We start from the raw sequence: 16,048 nt of genomic DNA, 5'->3' as shown, positions 1-16,048 counted from the left end.
TCGTTACTGATGGGGCAGAAGTCAGCCGAGGCCATAGTACCTACCGGAATTTTGTTGTTGGTGGGGAAGGGCTGAACGTTGGGAATTGATGTTTTGAAGCGGTATTTCTCGTGTTCACATTTGGATCGCAGCCAACCCACGAGCGTGGTGGGACAGAGAGTGTTAGGAGGGACCGGTGAATCCGGGAGTGCCCCTTTCTGTGCGTAGTGATGAACCGGCGGGTATCGGGGATGACGTCAGGGATCAGCAGGATCTCTGGGAGAAGATTTTCTCTCGTGAGAATCTGATGGTCGCGTTGAAACGTGTTGAGCGTAATCGTGGTGCTGCCGGTGTTGACGGGCTGGGTGCGGATGAACTCCGTGCCTGGTGCCTGGAACATTGGGCGCAGACCCGTGAAGCGTTGGATACGGGTACTTATGCGCCGTTGCCGGTGCGGCAGGTGATGATTCCGAAACCTGACGGTGGGGAACGGATGTTGGGGGGTGCCGTCCGTGTTGGATCGGTTGATTCAGCAAGCAATCGCGCAAGTTCTTTCCCCGGTCTTTGATCCGGGGTTCGTGTCGGTCTCGTATGGGTTCCGGCCGGGTAAGAGCGCCCATGATGCTGTGAAGGTCGCCCAAACGGTGATTTCTCAGGGGTATCGGTGGGTGGTTGAGGTTGACCTGGATGCGTTCTTTGACCGGGTGAACCATGACGTGCTCATGGCCAGGGTTGCGCGGAAAGTGAAAGACGCGCGGGTTCTGAAATTGGTTCGTCGCTATCTTGAAGCGGGAATCATGGCCAACGGTGTGCGTAGGGAAACGACGGATGGAACCCCGCAGGGGTCGCCATTGCCTCCGTTGCTTTCGAACGTCATGTTGGATGACTTTGATCAAGTGTTCTGGGGTCGTGGGCACCGTTTTGTGCGGTATGCCGATTAATGCTGACTTCAGCATTAATCGGCATATGTAGAGTTCCGGATTATGCCGACCATCGTTTGGTGCCCTGCTTGATTTGGCGGTTTCTGGGGTTGGGTGGTCGGCATAATCCGGGGAGCTCAGAGCCGTGCCAGGAAGTCGAGCAGTTCATCGGGCGCTTGGTAGCGTCCGGCCCCGGTCTCGGCATTCTGGGCTGGTGCCAGTCGTGCGAGGGCTTTTTCTTTCAGGCTCATGTCGGCGTGCAGGTAGATCTGGGTTGTCTCGGTCGATTCGTGGCCGAGCCACATCGCTATGACACTCAGGTCCACGCCGGCATGGAGGAGCAGCATTGCCGTGGTGTGGCGGAGCGTGTGCGGGGTGACGTTTTTGGCCGCCAGGCTCGGGCACGCCTTGGTTGCTGCACCGGTGTGCTTCTTGAGCAGCTTGGCGACCGCGTCGCGGCTGAGCCTGGTGCCCCTCCGGCTTGGAAAGAGTGGCCCTGAGGGGTCTGTTCCCCGTTCCGGGATCCAGTTATTCAGGATTGCGACCGTGGGTTTCGTCAGTGGGGTGTCACGGTCCTTGCGACCCTTGCCGTGGCAGTGGAGATGTGCGCCAGCGCCCAGATGGGTGTCCGCCACGGTCGCTGCGGTCAGTTCGGAGACCCGCAACCCGGTATGAACAGCCACGTGCAGCAGCGCATGATCGCGCCGGCCCGTCCATGATTGGGTGTCAGTGGCATTGATGAGGGCCTCGGCTTCAGCGGCTGTGAGGTAGGCGACCACGGCCCGGTCGGTGCGTTTGGCAGGGATGCTCAGAACCCGGGCGATCGTGGCGGCCTGTTCGGGGCTGCGGTAGGAGGCATAGCGGAAGAATGATCGGATGGCGGCCAGGCGGGTATTCCTGGTCGCCACTGAGTTGCCGCGGGCGGCCTCAAGGTGGGTGAGGAAAGCAGCAATTGTTTCCGATCCAAGGTCCTCCATGGTCAGTTGGTGGGCTTCGCGGCCTACCTGTTCGGAGGCAAAACGAAGCAGGAGAATGAACGTGTCCCGGTACGAGGCGACAGTGTGGGCGCTGGCGTTGTGCTCGCTGATGAGTTTGTTGGCGAAGAAGCCCTGCAGCAGTGTTGAGAGTTCAGTCATCGCAGGTCCCTCCGATCAGCCCGGTGATGCGGTTGGCGGCCAGTTCCATCAGCTCAGGCGCACCACTGAGGTACCAATACGTGGATTTAGGATCAGCGTGTCCGAGGTAGGCGCTGAGGAGTGGCAGTTTTGCCTGGACGTCCTCGCCGGATCGGTACCAGTCCAGCAGTGTCCCGGTGCTGAAGGAATGCCTGAAATCATGCAGGCGGGCCTGCCTGGATCCGGGCATGGAGTGGATGCCCGCCAGTTCGCGCAGCCGGGTGAAAGTGCTGCTGAGATTGGTGACATGGAGCCTGGTGCCGCGGCCGCTGATGAAGAACGCCGTGGTGGTCGTCGTGGTCCGCAACCGGTCCCGTTCTCTGGCATACGCTTGGAGCGCGGCGAGCGTGGTTTCATGGATGGGCACGTCTCGTGACTTGCCGAACTTACTGTCTTTCACCAGCAGCATCCCGTTTTCGACGTCGATGTCGGCATCGTTGAGCCGGCAGGCCTCGCCCGTCCGCAGGCCCGAGACACTGAGCAGGGCCAGAAACGTTGCATAGGTGTGGCAGCGCAGTGCGGGCTGTAGGGAATTCGTCGCTTCCAACAGAGCCGCGACCTGCCCCGGGGTGTAGAGATGCGGCGTCACGCGGCAGTAATGGTGGGAGAGAATATCGGGCGCCGATACCTCAGTGGCAGGATCGAACACGTGCATGTGCCGGGCGAAGATCCGGGCAACCATCATCCGGCGCGCCCAACGGATCTCGCTCGTGGAACGCGGTGTTGCCCTGGCCCAGACAACAGCCAGCTCCGTCGTAATGACCGGGGCATTCTGCTGTTCGAGATAGCCAATGAAGTCCAGCAGCAACTTTCCGAAGCTCGTGAGCTTGAAGCCGAGGGAGCGCCGCATGGCCAGGTATTCCTCGGCGTGGATGCGTAGGGAAATGCTCACAGTGCCACCCCCTCAATGACGGGTGTTCCCGGCCAGGGACGGGCGATTTCACGCAGCCGTTCATGGTCGACTTTGGCATAAATCGTGGTGGAGAGCTGGCTGCGATGCCGCAGCACCTGGCCGATATCGGGTAAGGATGCCCCGGCCCGCAGCAGGTCCGTGGCCAGGGTGTGCCGCAAGCGATGTGCGCCGGCGCAGGCAATGCCGGCACTGGCACAGGCCCGGCGCATGATCTGGCGCACCGCTCCCGGAGTCAGCTGACGGTAGGGGCGCCGACGGGTAAGGAAAACTCCAGTGCACCCGGTATCGGCCGGGCGGCCCTTCATCACGTAGTCGACCAGCGCCTGACCGGCCGTGGCGGGCAGGGGCAGCTGCTCAGAGCGGGAGCCCTTGCCCACAACGGTGATCAGCCCGGCGTGCCAGTCAATGTCAACCAATTGCAGGGCAGCAGCTTCCGCGCCGCGCAGACCCAGGGCCGCCAACAAGGTCAATACCGCCTTATCACGCAGCCCGGTGGCTGTACCCGTGTCGTGGCAGCCCAGCAACGCCTCGACCTGTTCCCGGGGCAAGGCACGAGGAACCCGGCTCAAACGCCACCCGGCAACACCCGGAACAACCGGTGCCAAATTCGACGACGTTACCCCGCTCACGTGCAGGAACCGCAGAAAGGACCGCAGCGCCGTGATGTGTGCCTTCGCGCTCCAGACACTACGCTGATCCTCATAGAATCTGACAACGTACGACGTGATGTCGGCCGGCACCAATCCAGGTAAGGACGATTCCACCCGTTCACCCAAAGAATCAAGAAACTTTCCTGACTGCTGGGCATAGCAACGAACAGATTCAGCGGCGAGCCCGCGTTCCTCACACAGCCACCTACGGTACACATCCAACAAAACCTCCGGTGCAACCGGCAGGTCCTGGTTCGCTTTGATTTCCATCATGATCCTCTCCAAGAGAAGGCCGCCGCCATGACGGCCTACCTAACAGAAGAACACGAACCAGGCTCCCCGGATTATGCCGACCACCCAACCCCAGAAACCGCCAAATCAAGCAGGGCACCAAACGATGGTCGGCATAATCCGGAACTCTACATATGCCGATGACATCAGGGTGTTTGTGAAGTCGAAAAGGGCTGCGCAACGGGTGTTGGTGCAGGCGACGAAAGTCCTTGAATCAGACCTGAAATTGAGGGTGAACCGGGAGAAATCCGTGATCAATCCAGCAAGTGTTGCAACGTTGCTGGGTTTCGGGTTCTACTTCACCAAGACCGGGGTCAAGATCAAAGCCACTGCGAAGGCGTTCAAGCGCATGAAGCGGAGGATCAAGGAGTTGACCTCGCGGAAGTGGAGTGTCTCCATGGCATACCGCATCCAGCAATTGAACCGTTACGTTCGGGGTTGGATGGGCTATTTTCGGCTGTCACAGACACCGAGGAAGTTCTCCGACCTTGATGAGTGGTTCAGGCGTAGGATGCGTCAAATCCGTTGGAAGCAATGGAAACGGATACGCACCCGTATCGCACAGCTGAAACGCCTTGGGATCAGGCCGGATCGGGCCTATCAATGGGGCATGAGCAGCCGCGCTTACTGGCGTATTGCAGGATCTCCAGTGCTGACACGGGCACTACCCAACCAATACTGGGTGGATATTGGCCTCATTCTCTTTCGCGATGCATGGGATCGTTTTCAACGACCTTAGCGAACCGCCGTATGCGAGGCCCGCACGTACGGTGGTGTGAGAGGAGGGGCGGGAAACCCGCCCCTCCTACTCGATCACGGTTCGGTCCGAACTACAGGGCGGCGATGCTCCAGCGGGCATCGTGGCGACCGCCGAGCGGCAAGACCACTATGTCCTGGCCGGAATTGAAGGCATCGGGCGGGCAGCTCATGGGCTCCACAGCCATCCCGATCCGTGAGAGCTCCGGCGCATCGGCCCTGTCTGCGGTGTGGATCTGCACCCACGGCAAGCCGTCCGGCTCCCAGCGCATCAGTACACCGGTACCCTCCGGAGCCAGCAGCCGGACCTCGACCATGTCCCGGCCGGGCGCAGTCGAGAGGGCGGTGAAGGCGTGGTCAATCTCCGTGGCACCCACGGTTCGGGCGCGCTGGAAGTCGAAGGTGGCGCCGTCGTGCGTGACAACAGCGGCACAGGAGGTGGGAAGGAGACGATCCGGGGTGACCTGAAGGACCTGGGCGGCGGGCAGTTCCATGGTCCACGCATCAACCTTCCCGGCCCCGGCCACGAGGTAGGGATGAGGGGCAACGCCGTAGGGCGCGGGCAGGGTGTCGGGGCCGGTGCCCGTGTTGACGGCCGAGATGCGCCAGTCGAGCCCGTCCGCGGTGAGCGTGAAGGCGGCCTCAATGTCCAGTCGGTGCGGGTAGCCGGCCTGCGGCTCCACCACGGCACCCAGCGTCACGCTTGACGGGGTCTGTTCCCGCACCTCCCAGGAATTCCATAAGACCAGGCCGTGCAGGGCGGTCATGCGGCCCGTTTCGTTGACGGGCAGCTGCTCCTCCTTGTCGTTGAAGGTATAGGTGCCGCCGGCAATTCTGTTGGGCCACGGGGCCAGATTTGCGCCACGATAGGCGGGCCGCACCTCATCGGCGCCAAACGGGACCACCAGGTTGCGCCCTGCATGGGTCAGCGAACGCAGCGTGGCTCCCACCGAAGCAACAACAGCCCGGTAGTCTCCTGATTCAATGCTGAATTGTGCACCCGATGCGGGGTGTGTGGCTTTGCTGGACATGAGTTCTCCTCTGCGAGAATGAAAGTGAATGGTTTAAGGTTGTAGCAAGTGCAGGATCGTGATGTTGGGCGGATTGTCGGAAAAATTACTCCGGCGGCGCCAACCAGTCCGGAAGAGCCGGAGAACAGGCTGACAATGACTGAGAATGTTTCCTCGAACCAACGGCCTCCCGTGATGGAAGACGTTGCCGCCAAGGCGGGGGTCTCGCACCAAACTGTTTCACGCGTGATCAACAACCACCCGAATGTCAGTGCAAAGACGCGCACCGTGGTGGAAGCGGCCATTGCCGAGCTGGGCTACCGGCGCAACACCGCCGCACGGCAGCTTGCCACGCGGCGCTCGGAAACCTTCGGCGTGGTGGCCCACAACATGGAACACTACGGGCCCTCGCACATCCTGCTCGGCATTCAGGAGGCGGCCAATGCCGCCGGTTATGCCGTCAACACGGTTGGATTGCGAGAAGTCAGCGAAAAAGCCATCCAGGAGACGGTGGAATACCATCTGGCCCACCAGGTGGATGCACTGGTGGTGGTGGCCCCACAGGAAGAGATCGTGCGCACCATCGAACAACTCAAGCCGGGCGTCCCGCTCGTGGCCATTGGTGACATTGGTGCAGCCGGGGTGCAAAGCGTGGGCGTTGACCAGCAGCGCGGCGGCTGGCTGGCCACACAACACCTGATCGAGCAGGGCCACCGGAACATTGCCCACATCATGGGACCCGCGGACTGGCTTGATGCGCAGGCGAGGCGCCGCGGCTGGGAAGCTGCCCTGGCCTCGGCCGGGCTGGAGCCGGGCCCGCTGCTGGTGGGGGACTGGAGTGCTGAATCCGGCTACAACGCGGGGAAGAAGCTGCTGGCCGGCAGCGAATGCTCGGCCGTGTTTGCCGGCAACGACCAGATGGCCCTGGGCGTGATGCGTGCAGCCTATGAGCGCAACCTGCGGCTGCCGCGTGATTTGTCCATTGTTGGTTTTGATGACAGCCCCGAATCCGGTTTCTACTTTCCGCCGCTGACCACCATCCGGCAGGACTTTGCTGAGTTGGGCCGGCGCTGCGTCGCCATGATCCTTGACGGCATCTCCGGCAATGACCCCCTGTTCTCCGTACGCATCCAGCCCCACCTGACACTGCGGTCTAGCACCGGGCCGAGGCCGGTGGCGCTGGCCCGCAGCTAGCATGGCGTGCGGCCGGGGCAGGCGGAGACTGGGATGCCGGGTCACGCGGACACCGAACGATCCTTGAAGCAAACTGCCGCCCAGCTGCCGGAATCCGGCAACTGGGCGGCAGTTTTTGCAGGGACCGCCGCTCAGGATTTTCTGCGGGTAAACACGCGCTGGAGCATGATGAAGACCAGCAGCAGTGAGCCGATGACAATCTTGGTCCACCACGAGCTGAGTGTTCCGTCGTAGGAGATGAAGGTCTGGACAATGCCCAGCACCAGCACGCCCACCACGGATCCCATGACGAACCCGGCACCGCCGGTCAGCAGCGTTCCGCCAATGACGACGGCGGCAATGGCATCAAGCTCCATGCCCTGGGCTGCGAGGCTGTAGCCGGACAGGCTGTAGAAGGAAAACAGGATGCCGGCAATGGCCGAGCACAGGCCGCTGATGACATAGACCATCACCTTGGTGCGGGGCACAGCCAGGCCCATCAGCACGGCAGACTGTTCGCTGCCGCCAATGGAATAGACGGTCCGGCCAAAGCGCGTGTGGTGCAGGATGACCACAGCAACGGCCACCACCACCAAGGCAATGATGACGCTGGGGGAGATGAACATCCCGCCCGGGAACTTGATCCGGGTCTGTGCCATGGTCGTGAAGAAGCTGTCGGTGATGGTGATGGAGCTCAGGCTGATCACATAGCAAAGCCCGCGCGCCAGGAACATGCCGGCCAGGGTGACAATGAACGGCTGGATGTCAAAGTACTGGATGGCCAGGCCCATGAGCAGTCCAAACAGCGAGCCGACCACGAGCACCACAACAATGGTGATGGCCGGCCGCCAGCCTGCCTGGAGCAGGCTGGCGGCAACCATCATGGACAGGGCCACTACGGCGCCCACTGAGAGGTCGATGCCGCCGGTGAGGATGACAAAGGTCATGCCCACGGCCAGGACCAGCAGGAAGGCGTTGTCCACGAACAGGTTCAGGATCACCTGGCCGGAAAAGAAACCGGGGAACATGAACGAGCCCACGGCAAACATCAGCACAAACAAACCCGAGGTCACCATGACCGGCAGGAACTTGGAGGTGGTGAGGGCGCGCTTCTGCTTGGACCCGGCGGCCACGGGGGTGCGTGTCAGGACACTCATTAGTTGGACACCATCACTTTCGGGGCTGCAACGGGCTTTTTGACGGGTTTCCTGAGCATGGCGCGCAGCTTGGGCGATTGCAGCAGGCAGACGATGATGACCACGATTGCCTTGAACACCAGGGTGATTTCGGGGGCGATGCCCACCGTGTAGACGGTGGTGGTCAGGGTCTGGATGATGAACGCGCCAATGACGGTGCCGGTGAGGCTGAAGCGTCCGCCCATGAGCGAGGTGCCACCAATGACGACGGCCAGGATTGCGTCCATCTCGATGTACAGGCCGGCGTTGTTGGCATCCGCCGCGGTCACGTTCGAGCTGATCATCAGGCCTGCCAAGGCCGCACACAGGGCGCAGAAAACATACACAATCCAGGTCAGGGTGCGGGCATTGATGCCTGCGAGCCGACTGGCCTCGGGATTGATGCCCACGGATTCAATCAGCGTGCCCAGCGCCGTCCTGCGGGTCAGCAGTGCGGTGAGGGCAAAAACCACCACTGTGATCAGGATGGAGATCGGGAGCATGAGGAAGTAGCCGGCGCCAATGGCCTTGAAGTGGGTGTTGGACACGGAGATGATCTGCCCACCCGTCACCAGCTGGGCCAGTCCGCGGCCCGCCGTCATGAGCACCAGGGTGGCGATAATGGGCTGGATCCCGATGACCGAGACCAGGAAGCCGTTCCACACACCCATGAGCAGTCCCACCAGGACGGCAAGCACGACGGCGATTGCCGCCGTCGTGAGCGAGCCCGGGTCCGGAGAGTTGTATATATAGGTGCAGGACACCGCCCCGGCGATGGCCACGATGGCGCCCACCGAGAGGTCAATGCCGCGGGAGGCGATGACTAGGGTCATGCCGAGCGCGATCAGGACAGTTGGTGCGCCGTTGCGCAGGATGTCCACCAGGCTGCCGTAGAGGTGGCCGTCCTGGACGCGGAGGGAGAGGAAGTCTGGGGCCATGACCTGGTTGAACACCAGCAGGGCAATGAGTGCCATAACTGGCCAGAGCAGATGCCCCCGGAGAAATGATTTCATGATGTGGTTCCGCCTGCGATGGTCTCCATGAGGTCATTGACGCTCACATGGTCATTGATGAGTTCTGCAATCTTTTTCCTGTCCCGCAGCACCGCAATCCGGTTGGACAGACGCACCACTTCTTCCAGCTCGGCTGAAATGAACAGGATAGACATGCCGTCCTTGGCCAGCGAGAGCACCAGTTTTTGGATCTGGGTCTTGGCGCCAATGTCGATGCCGCGGGTGGGCTCGTCGAGGATCAGCAGCTTCGGGGAGGTGATGAGCCAGCGCGCCAGCAGCACCTTCTGCTGGTTGCCGCCGCTGAGGTTGCGGATGAGCGAATTGGGGTTGGCCGGGCGGATGTCCAGGGCCTTGATGTACTGGTCCGTCAGCTCGTCCTGCTGGCGGCGGGGGATCCGCCGGAGCCAGCCGCGGCTTGCCTGCATGGCCAGGACCAGGTTGTCGCGCACGCTCAGGTCGCCAATGAGGCCCTCGGCCTTGCGGTCCTCGGAGCTGAAGGCAATGCCGGCGTTGATGGCGTTGCGCGGTGTGCGGATTTTTTCGGAGGAACCGCCCACGGTGAGGGATCCGGCGTCGTGCTTGTCTGCACCAAAGAGCAGGCGGGCCAGTTCGGTGCGACCGGAGCCCAACAGGCCGGCCAACCCGATGACCTCGCCGGGGTGGATGGACAAATCGAACGGGTCGATGCTGCCCTTGCGGCCAACGCCCTTGGCCGCAATCACGGGGACGGAGTCGGGGCCGGGGGCCTCGCGGACCGCGGAGGGCCCGTCATCGAGGGCATCGAGTGCGTCCATGTCCTTGCCGATCATCTTGGCGATGAGTTCCAGACGGGGCAGCTCGCGCGTCATGTATTCGCCCACCAGCTGGCCGTTGCGCAGGACAGTAAGGCGGTCGGAAATCTCGTAGATTTGCTCCAGGAAGTGGGAGACAAAGAGGATGGCGACGCCGGAATCGCGCAGTTCGCGGATGACCCGGAAGAGCTGCTGGACCTCGCCGGCATCCAGGGATGAGGTGGGTTCGTCCAAGATCAGCACCTTGGCGTCCACCTCCACCGACCGGGCAATGGCAACGAGTTGTTGGACGGCGATGGAATGGCTGGAGAGCTCGGAGCCCGGATCGATGTCCAGGTGCATGCGGGAGAGGATTTCCGTGGCGCGGGAGCGCACGGCCTTCCAATTGATGAGGCCGCCGCGGCGGGGCTCGCGCCCCAGCAGGATGTTCTCCTCAACACTGAGGTTCGCGCACAGGTTCACTTCCTGGTACACGGTGGAAATGCGGGCTTCCTGGGCCTGGCCGGGGTTGTTGAACCGCACCTGCCGTCCCAGCACCACGATTGTGCCGGAGTCGATCCCGTACACGCCGGTGAGGGCCTTGATCAGGGTCGACTTGCCGGCGCCGTTCTCACCCATGAGGGCATGGACTTCGCCTTGGAACAATCGGAAATCAACGGAGTCCAGGGCCTTGACTCCCGGGAATTCAATGGAGATCCCCTCCATTGTCACCACTGGTACATCTTCATTCATGGGGTTTCACCTTTGCTGAGGTGGGTGGATGGGCTTTCCGCCCACTCTTCTGCTGTTTCGGGCGGCGGTGCGGCGCCTTGGCCGGCACCGCACCGCCGCCCGGGTCAGTACGTCCTGATCATTTCTGGTGGAGCGTTTTTAGTACTTGCGGTCCGGCAGGGCTGCCTTGGCCTGCTCGGAATCAAAGGTGGTTTCCTCGGTGACCACGCGCTCCGGAACGGTTTCGCCGGCCAGGACCTTCTTGGTCAGGTCCATCAGCTGGTCGCCCAGGAGCGGGTTGCACTCGACGATGAAGTTGATCTTGCCATCAGCGGCGGCGGTCATGCCGTCCTTGGTGGCGTCCACGGAGATGATGGTGATGTCCTTGCCGGGCACCTTGCCGGCAGCTTCGATGGCCTCAATGGCGCCGAGCGCCATGTCATCGTTGTGCGCGTACACAACATCGATCTTCGGGTTGGACTTCAGGAACGCCTCCATGACCTGCTTGCCGCCGGAGCGGGTGAAGTCGCCGGTCTGTGAAGCAACAATCTTGAACTTGGATTCGGCCTTGATGACATCGGCAAAGCCGGACATGCGGTCGTTGGCCGGGGCTGCGCCCGTGGTGCCCTGCAGTTCAACGATGTTCACATCGCCTGTTGCGGCTTCCTTGTCCTTGATCAGCCATTCGGCTGCCTTCTCGCCTTCCAGTACAAAGTCCGAGCCGAGGAAGGTCTTGTACAGGGTCTTATCCGGGGAATCGATGGCGCGGTCCGTTAGGATGACGGGGATGTTGGCGTCCTTGGCTTCCTTCAATACCGTGTCCCAGCCCGACTCGACAACGGGGGAGAACGCAATGACGTCCACCTTCTGCTGAATGTAGGAGCGGATGGCCTTGATCTGGTTTTCCTGCTTTTGCTGGGCATCCGAGAACTTCAGGTTGATGCCGGCCGTCTTGGCGGATTCCTGGACGGACTTGGTGTTGGCGGTGCGCCAGCCACTCTCTGCACCGACCTGGGCAAAGCCCAAGGTGATTTCATCGCCGCCTGTGCCGCCCGTGGCGGGGCTGCCGCTGCAAGCGGAAAGTGCCAGTACTGCGGCGAGCCCTACGGCCACCAAAGATTTCTTCAACAACTTAGCCTCCTGGTATGTCAGTCTCTCGAAGCTGAGGGAAGTCGCCGGGACTGTACCGTCATTGCTACAAGGGCAGATCGCTGGTGACCTGCGTCTCAATTGTTAGCGCTCACACAAATATTGTCAAGTGTGCGACGGACGAATGTCACGAAACTTCGGGGAGTCGGCCAATTTCGCCCAAAGTCCCGCGAATCCGCGCCGATATGCACCTCCTGAGATCGTGGGAGGTGGTGAAACAGTTGCGTATTTGATACCCGGGCACCCTTGACGAGGCATTTCAATTGTGCAATTGTTAGCGTTCACAAGCATGTTCTTCTGGCGACCTGCAAAGGGCTGGCCGGCTGCATCGTCTGAAAGGAAATCATGGGGACGCAGGAATCCTACGTAATTGGCATTGACTACGGCACCTTGTCAGGGCGGGCCGTAGTGGTGCGTGTCCGGGATGGCGCTGAGCTGGCATCCGCCGTGGTCGAGTACCCGCACGGCGTTGTTGAGCGGACCCTTCCCGGTTCAGCCGAGAGGCTCCCGCCGGACTGGGCGCTCCAAGTCCCCGAGGACTACCGCCAGGTGCTCAAGCAGGCAGTGCCTGCGGCGGTCGCCCAGGCCGGCATCAGCCCGGCCCAGGTCGTGGGGATCGGCACGGACTTCACGGCCTGCACCATGGTGCCGACCACCACGGACGGCACACCGCTGTCCGAACTGCCGCAGTGGGCGAACGCGCCCCATGCCTATGTGAAGCTGTGGCGCCACCACGCAGCACAGCCCCAAGCGGAGCGCATCAACGAACTGGCTGCCGCACGCGGGGAACACTGGCTGCCGCGCTATGGCGGACTGATCTCCTCGGAATGGGAGTTCGCCAAGGGACTTCAGCTGTTGGAAGAAGCGCCCGGGGTCTATGCGGCCATGGACCACTGGGTGGAGGCCGCCGACTGGATTGTCTGGCAGCTGACCGGCAGCTATGTCCGCAACGCCTGCACCGCCGGATACAAAGGCATCAGGCAGGACGGGAACTATCCCAGCGCCGACTTCCTGACGGCGTTGAACCCCGGCTTCGCCCGCTTTGTTGCGGACAAGCTGGAGCATCCCATCGGTAACTTGGGTGATGTTGCCGGGACATTGACTGCTGAAGCCGCAGCCTGGACAGGACTGCCCGAAGGCATTCCCGTGGCCGTGGGAAATGTTGACGCACACGTCACGGCCCCTGCGGCCAAGGCCGTGGATCCGGGCCAGATGGTGGCCATCATGGGCACCTCCACCTGTCATGTCATGAGCTCCGGCGAACTGCGCGAAGTGCCGGGCATGTGCGGAGTGGTTGACGGAGGGATCATCCCCGGACTGTACGGCTACGAAGCAGGCCAAAGCGGTGTGGGCGACATCTTCGGCTGGTTCATTAAGAATTCGGTGCCCGAGAGCTACCACGCCAAGGCCGCCAAGCGCGGTGTGGGCATCCACGAATACTTGACCACACTGGCTGAACGCCAAAACATTGGCGAGCACGGCCTCGTTGCCCTGGACTGGCACAGTGGGAACCGCTCAGTCCTGGTGGACCATGAGCTCTCCGGCGTGGTGGTGGGCCAGACCCTCGCCACACGCCCCGAGGACGGTTACCGCGCACTTCTGGAAGCCACGGCCTTTGGCGCCCGCGTCATTGTGGAAACCTTCAACACTGCCGGAGTTCCCGTCACAGAATTCATTGTGGCCGGCGGGCTCATGAAAAACCCGCTGCTCATGCAGATCTACGCCGACGTGCTGAACATGCCGTTGTCCACCATCGGCTCAAGCCAGGGCCCGGCATTGGGCTCCGCCATCCATGCCGCCGTGGCCGCGGGACTCTACCCCGACATCCGGGCAGCGTCGCAGGCCATGGGCAGCGTGAACGCGGCCGTGGTCATCCCCGTCCCGGAGAATGTGAGCGCGTACAACGCCTTGTTTGCCGAGTACCAGCTGCTGCACGACTACTTTGGTCGCGGCACCAACAATGTGATGCACCGGCTCAAGTCCATTGCCCGCAACGCACACAAGGTTGCTGTGGAGGTGGGGGCATGAGCCACTCGGCCGAATCACGATCAGCCAAAACCCGATCTTCGGAAACACCCGCAGCATCCAGCGCCGTCGTGGCCGCTATCGCTGCGATCCGTGACGAGCTGTGCACGCTGCACGCCGAGCTGGTCCGCTACGAACTCGTGGTGTGGACGGCAGGCAACGTCTCGGCCCGGGTGCCCGGTGAGGACCTCCTGGTCATCAAGCCCTCCGGCGTGGACTACGGCGCGCTCACGCCCGAATCCATGGTGGTCACCGACCTATTCGGCACGCCCGTGGACGGGGGCTGGGGCAATCCTGAACTGACGCCGTCGTCCGACACGGCAGCGCACGCCTACGTCTACCGGCACATGCCCGAGGTGGGTGGGGTGGTGCACACGCACTCCAGCTACGCCACGGCATGGGCCGTGCGCGGCGAGCCAATCCCGTGCGTGCTGACCATGATGGGCGATGAATTCGGCGGGGAAATCCCCATCGGTCCATTCGCGCTCATTGGTGACGATTCCATCGGCCGGGGCATCGTCGAGACGCTCAGTGGCTCGCGCTCGCCGGCCGTGCTGATGCAAAATCACGGCCCGTTCACCATCGGTGCAACGGCCAGGGCCGCCGTCAAGGCCGCCGTGCTGTGCGAGGAAGTGGCGCGCACGGTGCACCTCTCACGTGAACTGGGAACCATGATCCCCATTGAGAACGCCCATATTGACCAGCTCCACCAGCGCTACCAAAACGTCTACGGACAGTAACCCAACCACATCGTGCTTGAAGGAATGAACATGTCTTTGAAGTTGAACAACTCCCTGTCCGGATACGAAGTCTGGTTCCTGACCGGAAGCCAGAACCTCTATGGCGAGGAAACCCTGCACCAGGTGGCCGAACAGTCCGCCGAAGTGGTCAAGACCCTGGCAGAATCTAGCGAGATCCCCGTGCGCGTGGTCTTCAAGGACGTCCTGAAGGACTCCGAGTCAATCCGCCGCGCGGCCCTGGACGCCAACTCGGATGACAAGGTCATTGGTCTGATTGCCTGGATGCACACCTTCTCGCCGGCCAAGATGTGGATCCGCGGGCTCACCGAACTGAACAAGCCGCTGTTGCACCTGCACACCCAGGCCAATGAGGCACTGCCGTGGGCAGAGATCGACTTTGACTTCATGAACCTGAACCAGGCTGCCCACGGCGACCGGGAATTCGGCTACATCCAGTCCCGCATGGGCGTTGCCCGCAAGACGGTTGTTGGTCACGTGTCCAACCCGCTGGTCCGGGACAAGATCGGTACCTGGACGCGTGCGGCAGCCGCTGTTGCCCAGGTCCGCACTCTGAAGCTGGCCCGTTTTGGCGACAACATGCGCAACGTGGCCGTCACCGAGGGGGATAAGACTGAAGCGGAAATCCGTTTTGGTGTCTCCGTCAACAGCTGGTCCGTCAATGAGCTGGTGGAGGCCGTTGACGCCTCCTCGGAATCCGACGTTGACGCCCTCATCGAGGAATATTTGCGCCTCTACAACGTGGCTCCCGAGCTGCACCCCGGCGCAGCACGCCATGAGTCCCTGCGCTACGGGGCCAAGATCGAACTGGGCCTGCGCAGCTTCCTGGAAGCCGGCGACTTTGGTGCATTCACCACAAACTTTGAGGACCTGGGCGGCCTGCGCCAGCTCCCCGGATTGGCTGTCCAGCGGCTCATGGCCGACGGCTACGGCTTCGGTGCCGAGGGAGACTGGAAAACGGCTGTCCTCATCCGAGCCGCGAAGGTCATGGGTGAAGGTCTGCCTGGCGGTGCCTCCCTCATGGAGGATTACACCTACCACCTGATCCCCGGCCAGGAAAAGATCCTTGGCGCGCACATGCTCGAGGTCTGCCCGTCACTGACAACCACCAAGCCCTCGCTGGAGGTGCACTCGCTGGGCATTGGCGGCCGCGAGGATCCAGTGCGCCTGGTGTTCGACGCCGATCCCGGCGCCGGTGTGGTGGTGGCCTTGTCCGACATGCGCGAGCGCTTCCGCCTCACCGCCAACAAGGTCGAGGTGGTCCCGCTGGATGAGCCGCTGCCGAACCTGCCCGTGGCCCGCGCAGTGTGGAAGCCGCTGCCCAACTTTGCCACCTCCGCCGCAGCCTGGCTCGAAGCCGGTGCAGCCCACCACACGGTCATGAGCACCGCCGTCGGCATTGAGGCATTCGAAGACTTCGCCGACATCTTCCAAGCCGAGCTCCTGGTCATTGACGAGGACACCACGCAGCGCGGCTTCGCCCGGGAAATCCGCTGGAACCAGGCCTACTACCGTCTGGCCCAGGGGTTCTAAACCACTCCTTTCCTACCGCATATTGT

Annotated in this window: 15 protein-coding genes; 7 read left to right on the top strand and 8 right to left on the bottom strand. The window is 62.2% G+C overall.

Annotated features, from left to right (window positions below; genetic code table 11):
* The first annotated feature begins 175 nt into the window (after positions 1–175).
* Both AB0O97_RS05360 and AB0O97_RS05355 read left to right on the top strand, forming a co-directional pair.
* A complete protein-coding gene (locus AB0O97_RS05360; RefSeq protein ID WP_363880816.1) occupies positions 176–547 on the top strand; it encodes a hypothetical protein in 372 nt (123 codons plus the stop codon).
* Positions 462–920 (top strand): reverse transcriptase domain-containing protein, encoded by a 459-nt coding sequence (locus AB0O97_RS05355; protein ID WP_363880813.1) that lies wholly within the window; start codon positions 462–464, stop codon positions 918–920. The genes AB0O97_RS05360 and AB0O97_RS05355 overlap by 86 nt, the downstream gene beginning before the upstream one ends.
* A 116-nt stretch (positions 921–1,036) precedes the next feature.
* Here AB0O97_RS05355 and AB0O97_RS05350 read toward each other — a convergent pair whose 3' ends face one another.
* The 3 genes from AB0O97_RS05350 to AB0O97_RS05340 are packed head-to-tail and all read right to left on the bottom strand — an operon-like array spanning position 1,037 to position 3,910.
* Positions 1,037–2,035, bottom strand: coding sequence for a tyrosine-type recombinase/integrase (locus AB0O97_RS05350; protein WP_363880810.1), 999 nt, complete (start codon positions 2,033–2,035; stop codon positions 1,037–1,039).
* Positions 2,028–2,966 (bottom strand): tyrosine-type recombinase/integrase, encoded by a 939-nt coding sequence (locus AB0O97_RS05345; RefSeq protein WP_363880807.1) that lies wholly within the window; start codon positions 2,964–2,966, stop codon positions 2,028–2,030. The genes AB0O97_RS05350 and AB0O97_RS05345 overlap by 8 nt, the downstream gene beginning before the upstream one ends.
* Positions 2,963–3,910, bottom strand: coding sequence for a site-specific integrase (locus tag AB0O97_RS05340; RefSeq protein WP_363880804.1), 948 nt, complete (start codon positions 3,908–3,910; stop codon positions 2,963–2,965). The genes AB0O97_RS05345 and AB0O97_RS05340 overlap by 4 nt, the downstream gene beginning before the upstream one ends.
* Before the next feature lie 73 nt (positions 3,911–3,983).
* Between AB0O97_RS05340 and AB0O97_RS05335 the strand changes: the two genes are divergently transcribed.
* Positions 3,984–4,667: a group II intron maturase-specific domain-containing protein gene (locus tag AB0O97_RS05335; protein ID WP_363880801.1), complete on the top strand. Its 684-nt coding sequence runs from the start codon at positions 3,984–3,986 to the stop codon at positions 4,665–4,667.
* 91 nt (positions 4,668–4,758) lie between these two features.
* Here AB0O97_RS05335 and AB0O97_RS05330 read toward each other — a convergent pair whose 3' ends face one another.
* On the bottom strand, positions 4,759–5,715 hold the full coding sequence (locus AB0O97_RS05330; RefSeq protein ID WP_363880798.1) for an aldose 1-epimerase family protein: 957 nt from the start codon (positions 5,713–5,715) through the stop codon (positions 4,759–4,761).
* A gap of 135 nt (positions 5,716–5,850) precedes the next feature.
* On the opposite strand from AB0O97_RS05330, the gene AB0O97_RS05325 reads away from it, so the two are divergent.
* Positions 5,851–6,888 carry a LacI family DNA-binding transcriptional regulator gene (locus AB0O97_RS05325; RefSeq protein WP_363880795.1) on the top strand — a complete coding sequence of 346 codons (1,038 nt, stop codon included), beginning with the start codon at positions 5,851–5,853 and terminating at the stop codon, positions 6,886–6,888.
* A 131-nt stretch (positions 6,889–7,019) separates the two neighbouring features.
* Here AB0O97_RS05325 and yjfF read toward each other — a convergent pair whose 3' ends face one another.
* From yjfF to AB0O97_RS05305, 4 genes are all read right to left on the bottom strand, one after another.
* Positions 7,020–8,024 (bottom strand): galactofuranose ABC transporter, permease protein YjfF, encoded by a 1,005-nt coding sequence (gene yjfF / locus AB0O97_RS05320; protein ID WP_363880792.1) that lies wholly within the window; start codon positions 8,022–8,024, stop codon positions 7,020–7,022.
* The gene (locus AB0O97_RS05315) at positions 8,024–9,055 is read right to left on the bottom strand and encodes an ABC transporter permease (protein WP_363880790.1); all 1,032 of its coding nucleotides are present in this window, start codon (positions 9,053–9,055) and stop codon (positions 8,024–8,026) included. Before AB0O97_RS05315 ends, yjfF begins: the two co-directional genes overlap by 1 nt.
* Positions 9,052–10,578, bottom strand: a complete 1,527-nt coding sequence (locus AB0O97_RS05310) for a sugar ABC transporter ATP-binding protein (protein ID WP_363880787.1) — start codon at positions 10,576–10,578, stop codon at positions 9,052–9,054. Before AB0O97_RS05310 ends, AB0O97_RS05315 begins: the two co-directional genes overlap by 4 nt.
* A gap of 138 nt (positions 10,579–10,716) precedes the next feature.
* Entirely contained in the window at positions 10,717–11,688 is a 972-nt protein-coding gene (locus AB0O97_RS05305) for an ABC transporter substrate-binding protein (protein ID WP_363880784.1), read from the bottom strand.
* 363 nt (positions 11,689–12,051) lie between these two features.
* Between AB0O97_RS05305 and araB the strand changes: the two genes are divergently transcribed.
* Genes araB through araA form a run of 3 tightly spaced genes read left to right on the top strand, consistent with a single transcriptional unit; the run spans position 12,052 to position 16,022 of the window.
* A complete protein-coding gene (gene araB / locus AB0O97_RS05300; RefSeq protein WP_363880781.1) occupies positions 12,052–13,734 on the top strand; it encodes a ribulokinase in 1,683 nt (560 codons plus the stop codon).
* Positions 13,731–14,471 (top strand): L-ribulose-5-phosphate 4-epimerase, encoded by a 741-nt coding sequence (locus AB0O97_RS05295; protein WP_363880778.1) that lies wholly within the window; start codon positions 13,731–13,733, stop codon positions 14,469–14,471. Before araB ends, AB0O97_RS05295 begins: the two co-directional genes overlap by 4 nt.
* Before the next feature lie 30 nt (positions 14,472–14,501).
* Positions 14,502–16,022 carry an L-arabinose isomerase gene (araA, locus tag AB0O97_RS05290; protein ID WP_363880775.1) on the top strand — a complete coding sequence of 507 codons (1,521 nt, stop codon included), beginning with the start codon at positions 14,502–14,504 and terminating at the stop codon, positions 16,020–16,022.
* Positions 16,023–16,048: the final 26 nt, after the last annotated feature.

This window comes from Specibacter sp. NPDC078692 (genome assembly GCF_040686835.1).
In the GTDB taxonomy this organism is placed as follows: domain Bacteria; phylum Actinomycetota; class Actinomycetes; order Actinomycetales; family Micrococcaceae; genus Specibacter.
The sequence above is the reverse complement of the archived record's forward strand: the minus strand, read 5'-3'. Positions and strand labels throughout refer to the sequence as shown.

Excerpts from the sequence above, each read along its gene's own strand:
- AB0O97_RS05350 (WP_363880810.1), bottom strand. The coding sequence starts at position 2,035 with ATGACTGAACTCTCAACACTGCTGCAGGGCTTCTTCGCCAACAAACTC.
- AB0O97_RS05325 (WP_363880795.1), top strand. The coding sequence starts at position 5,851 with ATGACTGAGAATGTTTCCTCGAACCAACGGCCTCCCGTGATGGAAGAC.
- araB (WP_363880781.1), top strand. The coding sequence starts at position 12,052 with ATGGGGACGCAGGAATCCTACGTAATTGGCATTGACTACGGCACCTTG.
- AB0O97_RS05335 (WP_363880801.1), top strand. The coding sequence starts at position 3,984 with ATGCCGACCACCCAACCCCAGAAACCGCCAAATCAAGCAGGGCACCAA.
- AB0O97_RS05315 (WP_363880790.1), bottom strand. The coding sequence starts at position 9,055 with ATGAAATCATTTCTCCGGGGGCATCTGCTCTGGCCAGTTATGGCACTC.
- AB0O97_RS05295 (WP_363880778.1), top strand. The coding sequence starts at position 13,731 with ATGAGCCACTCGGCCGAATCACGATCAGCCAAAACCCGATCTTCGGAA.
- yjfF (WP_363880792.1), bottom strand. The coding sequence starts at position 8,024 with ATGAGTGTCCTGACACGCACCCCCGTGGCCGCCGGGTCCAAGCAGAAG.
- AB0O97_RS05310 (WP_363880787.1), bottom strand. The coding sequence starts at position 10,578 with ATGAATGAAGATGTACCAGTGGTGACAATGGAGGGGATCTCCATTGAA.
- AB0O97_RS05340 (WP_363880804.1), bottom strand. The coding sequence starts at position 3,910 with ATGATGGAAATCAAAGCGAACCAGGACCTGCCGGTTGCACCGGAGGTT.
- AB0O97_RS05330 (WP_363880798.1), bottom strand. The coding sequence starts at position 5,715 with ATGTCCAGCAAAGCCACACACCCCGCATCGGGTGCACAATTCAGCATT.
- araA (WP_363880775.1), top strand. The coding sequence starts at position 14,502 with ATGTCTTTGAAGTTGAACAACTCCCTGTCCGGATACGAAGTCTGGTTC.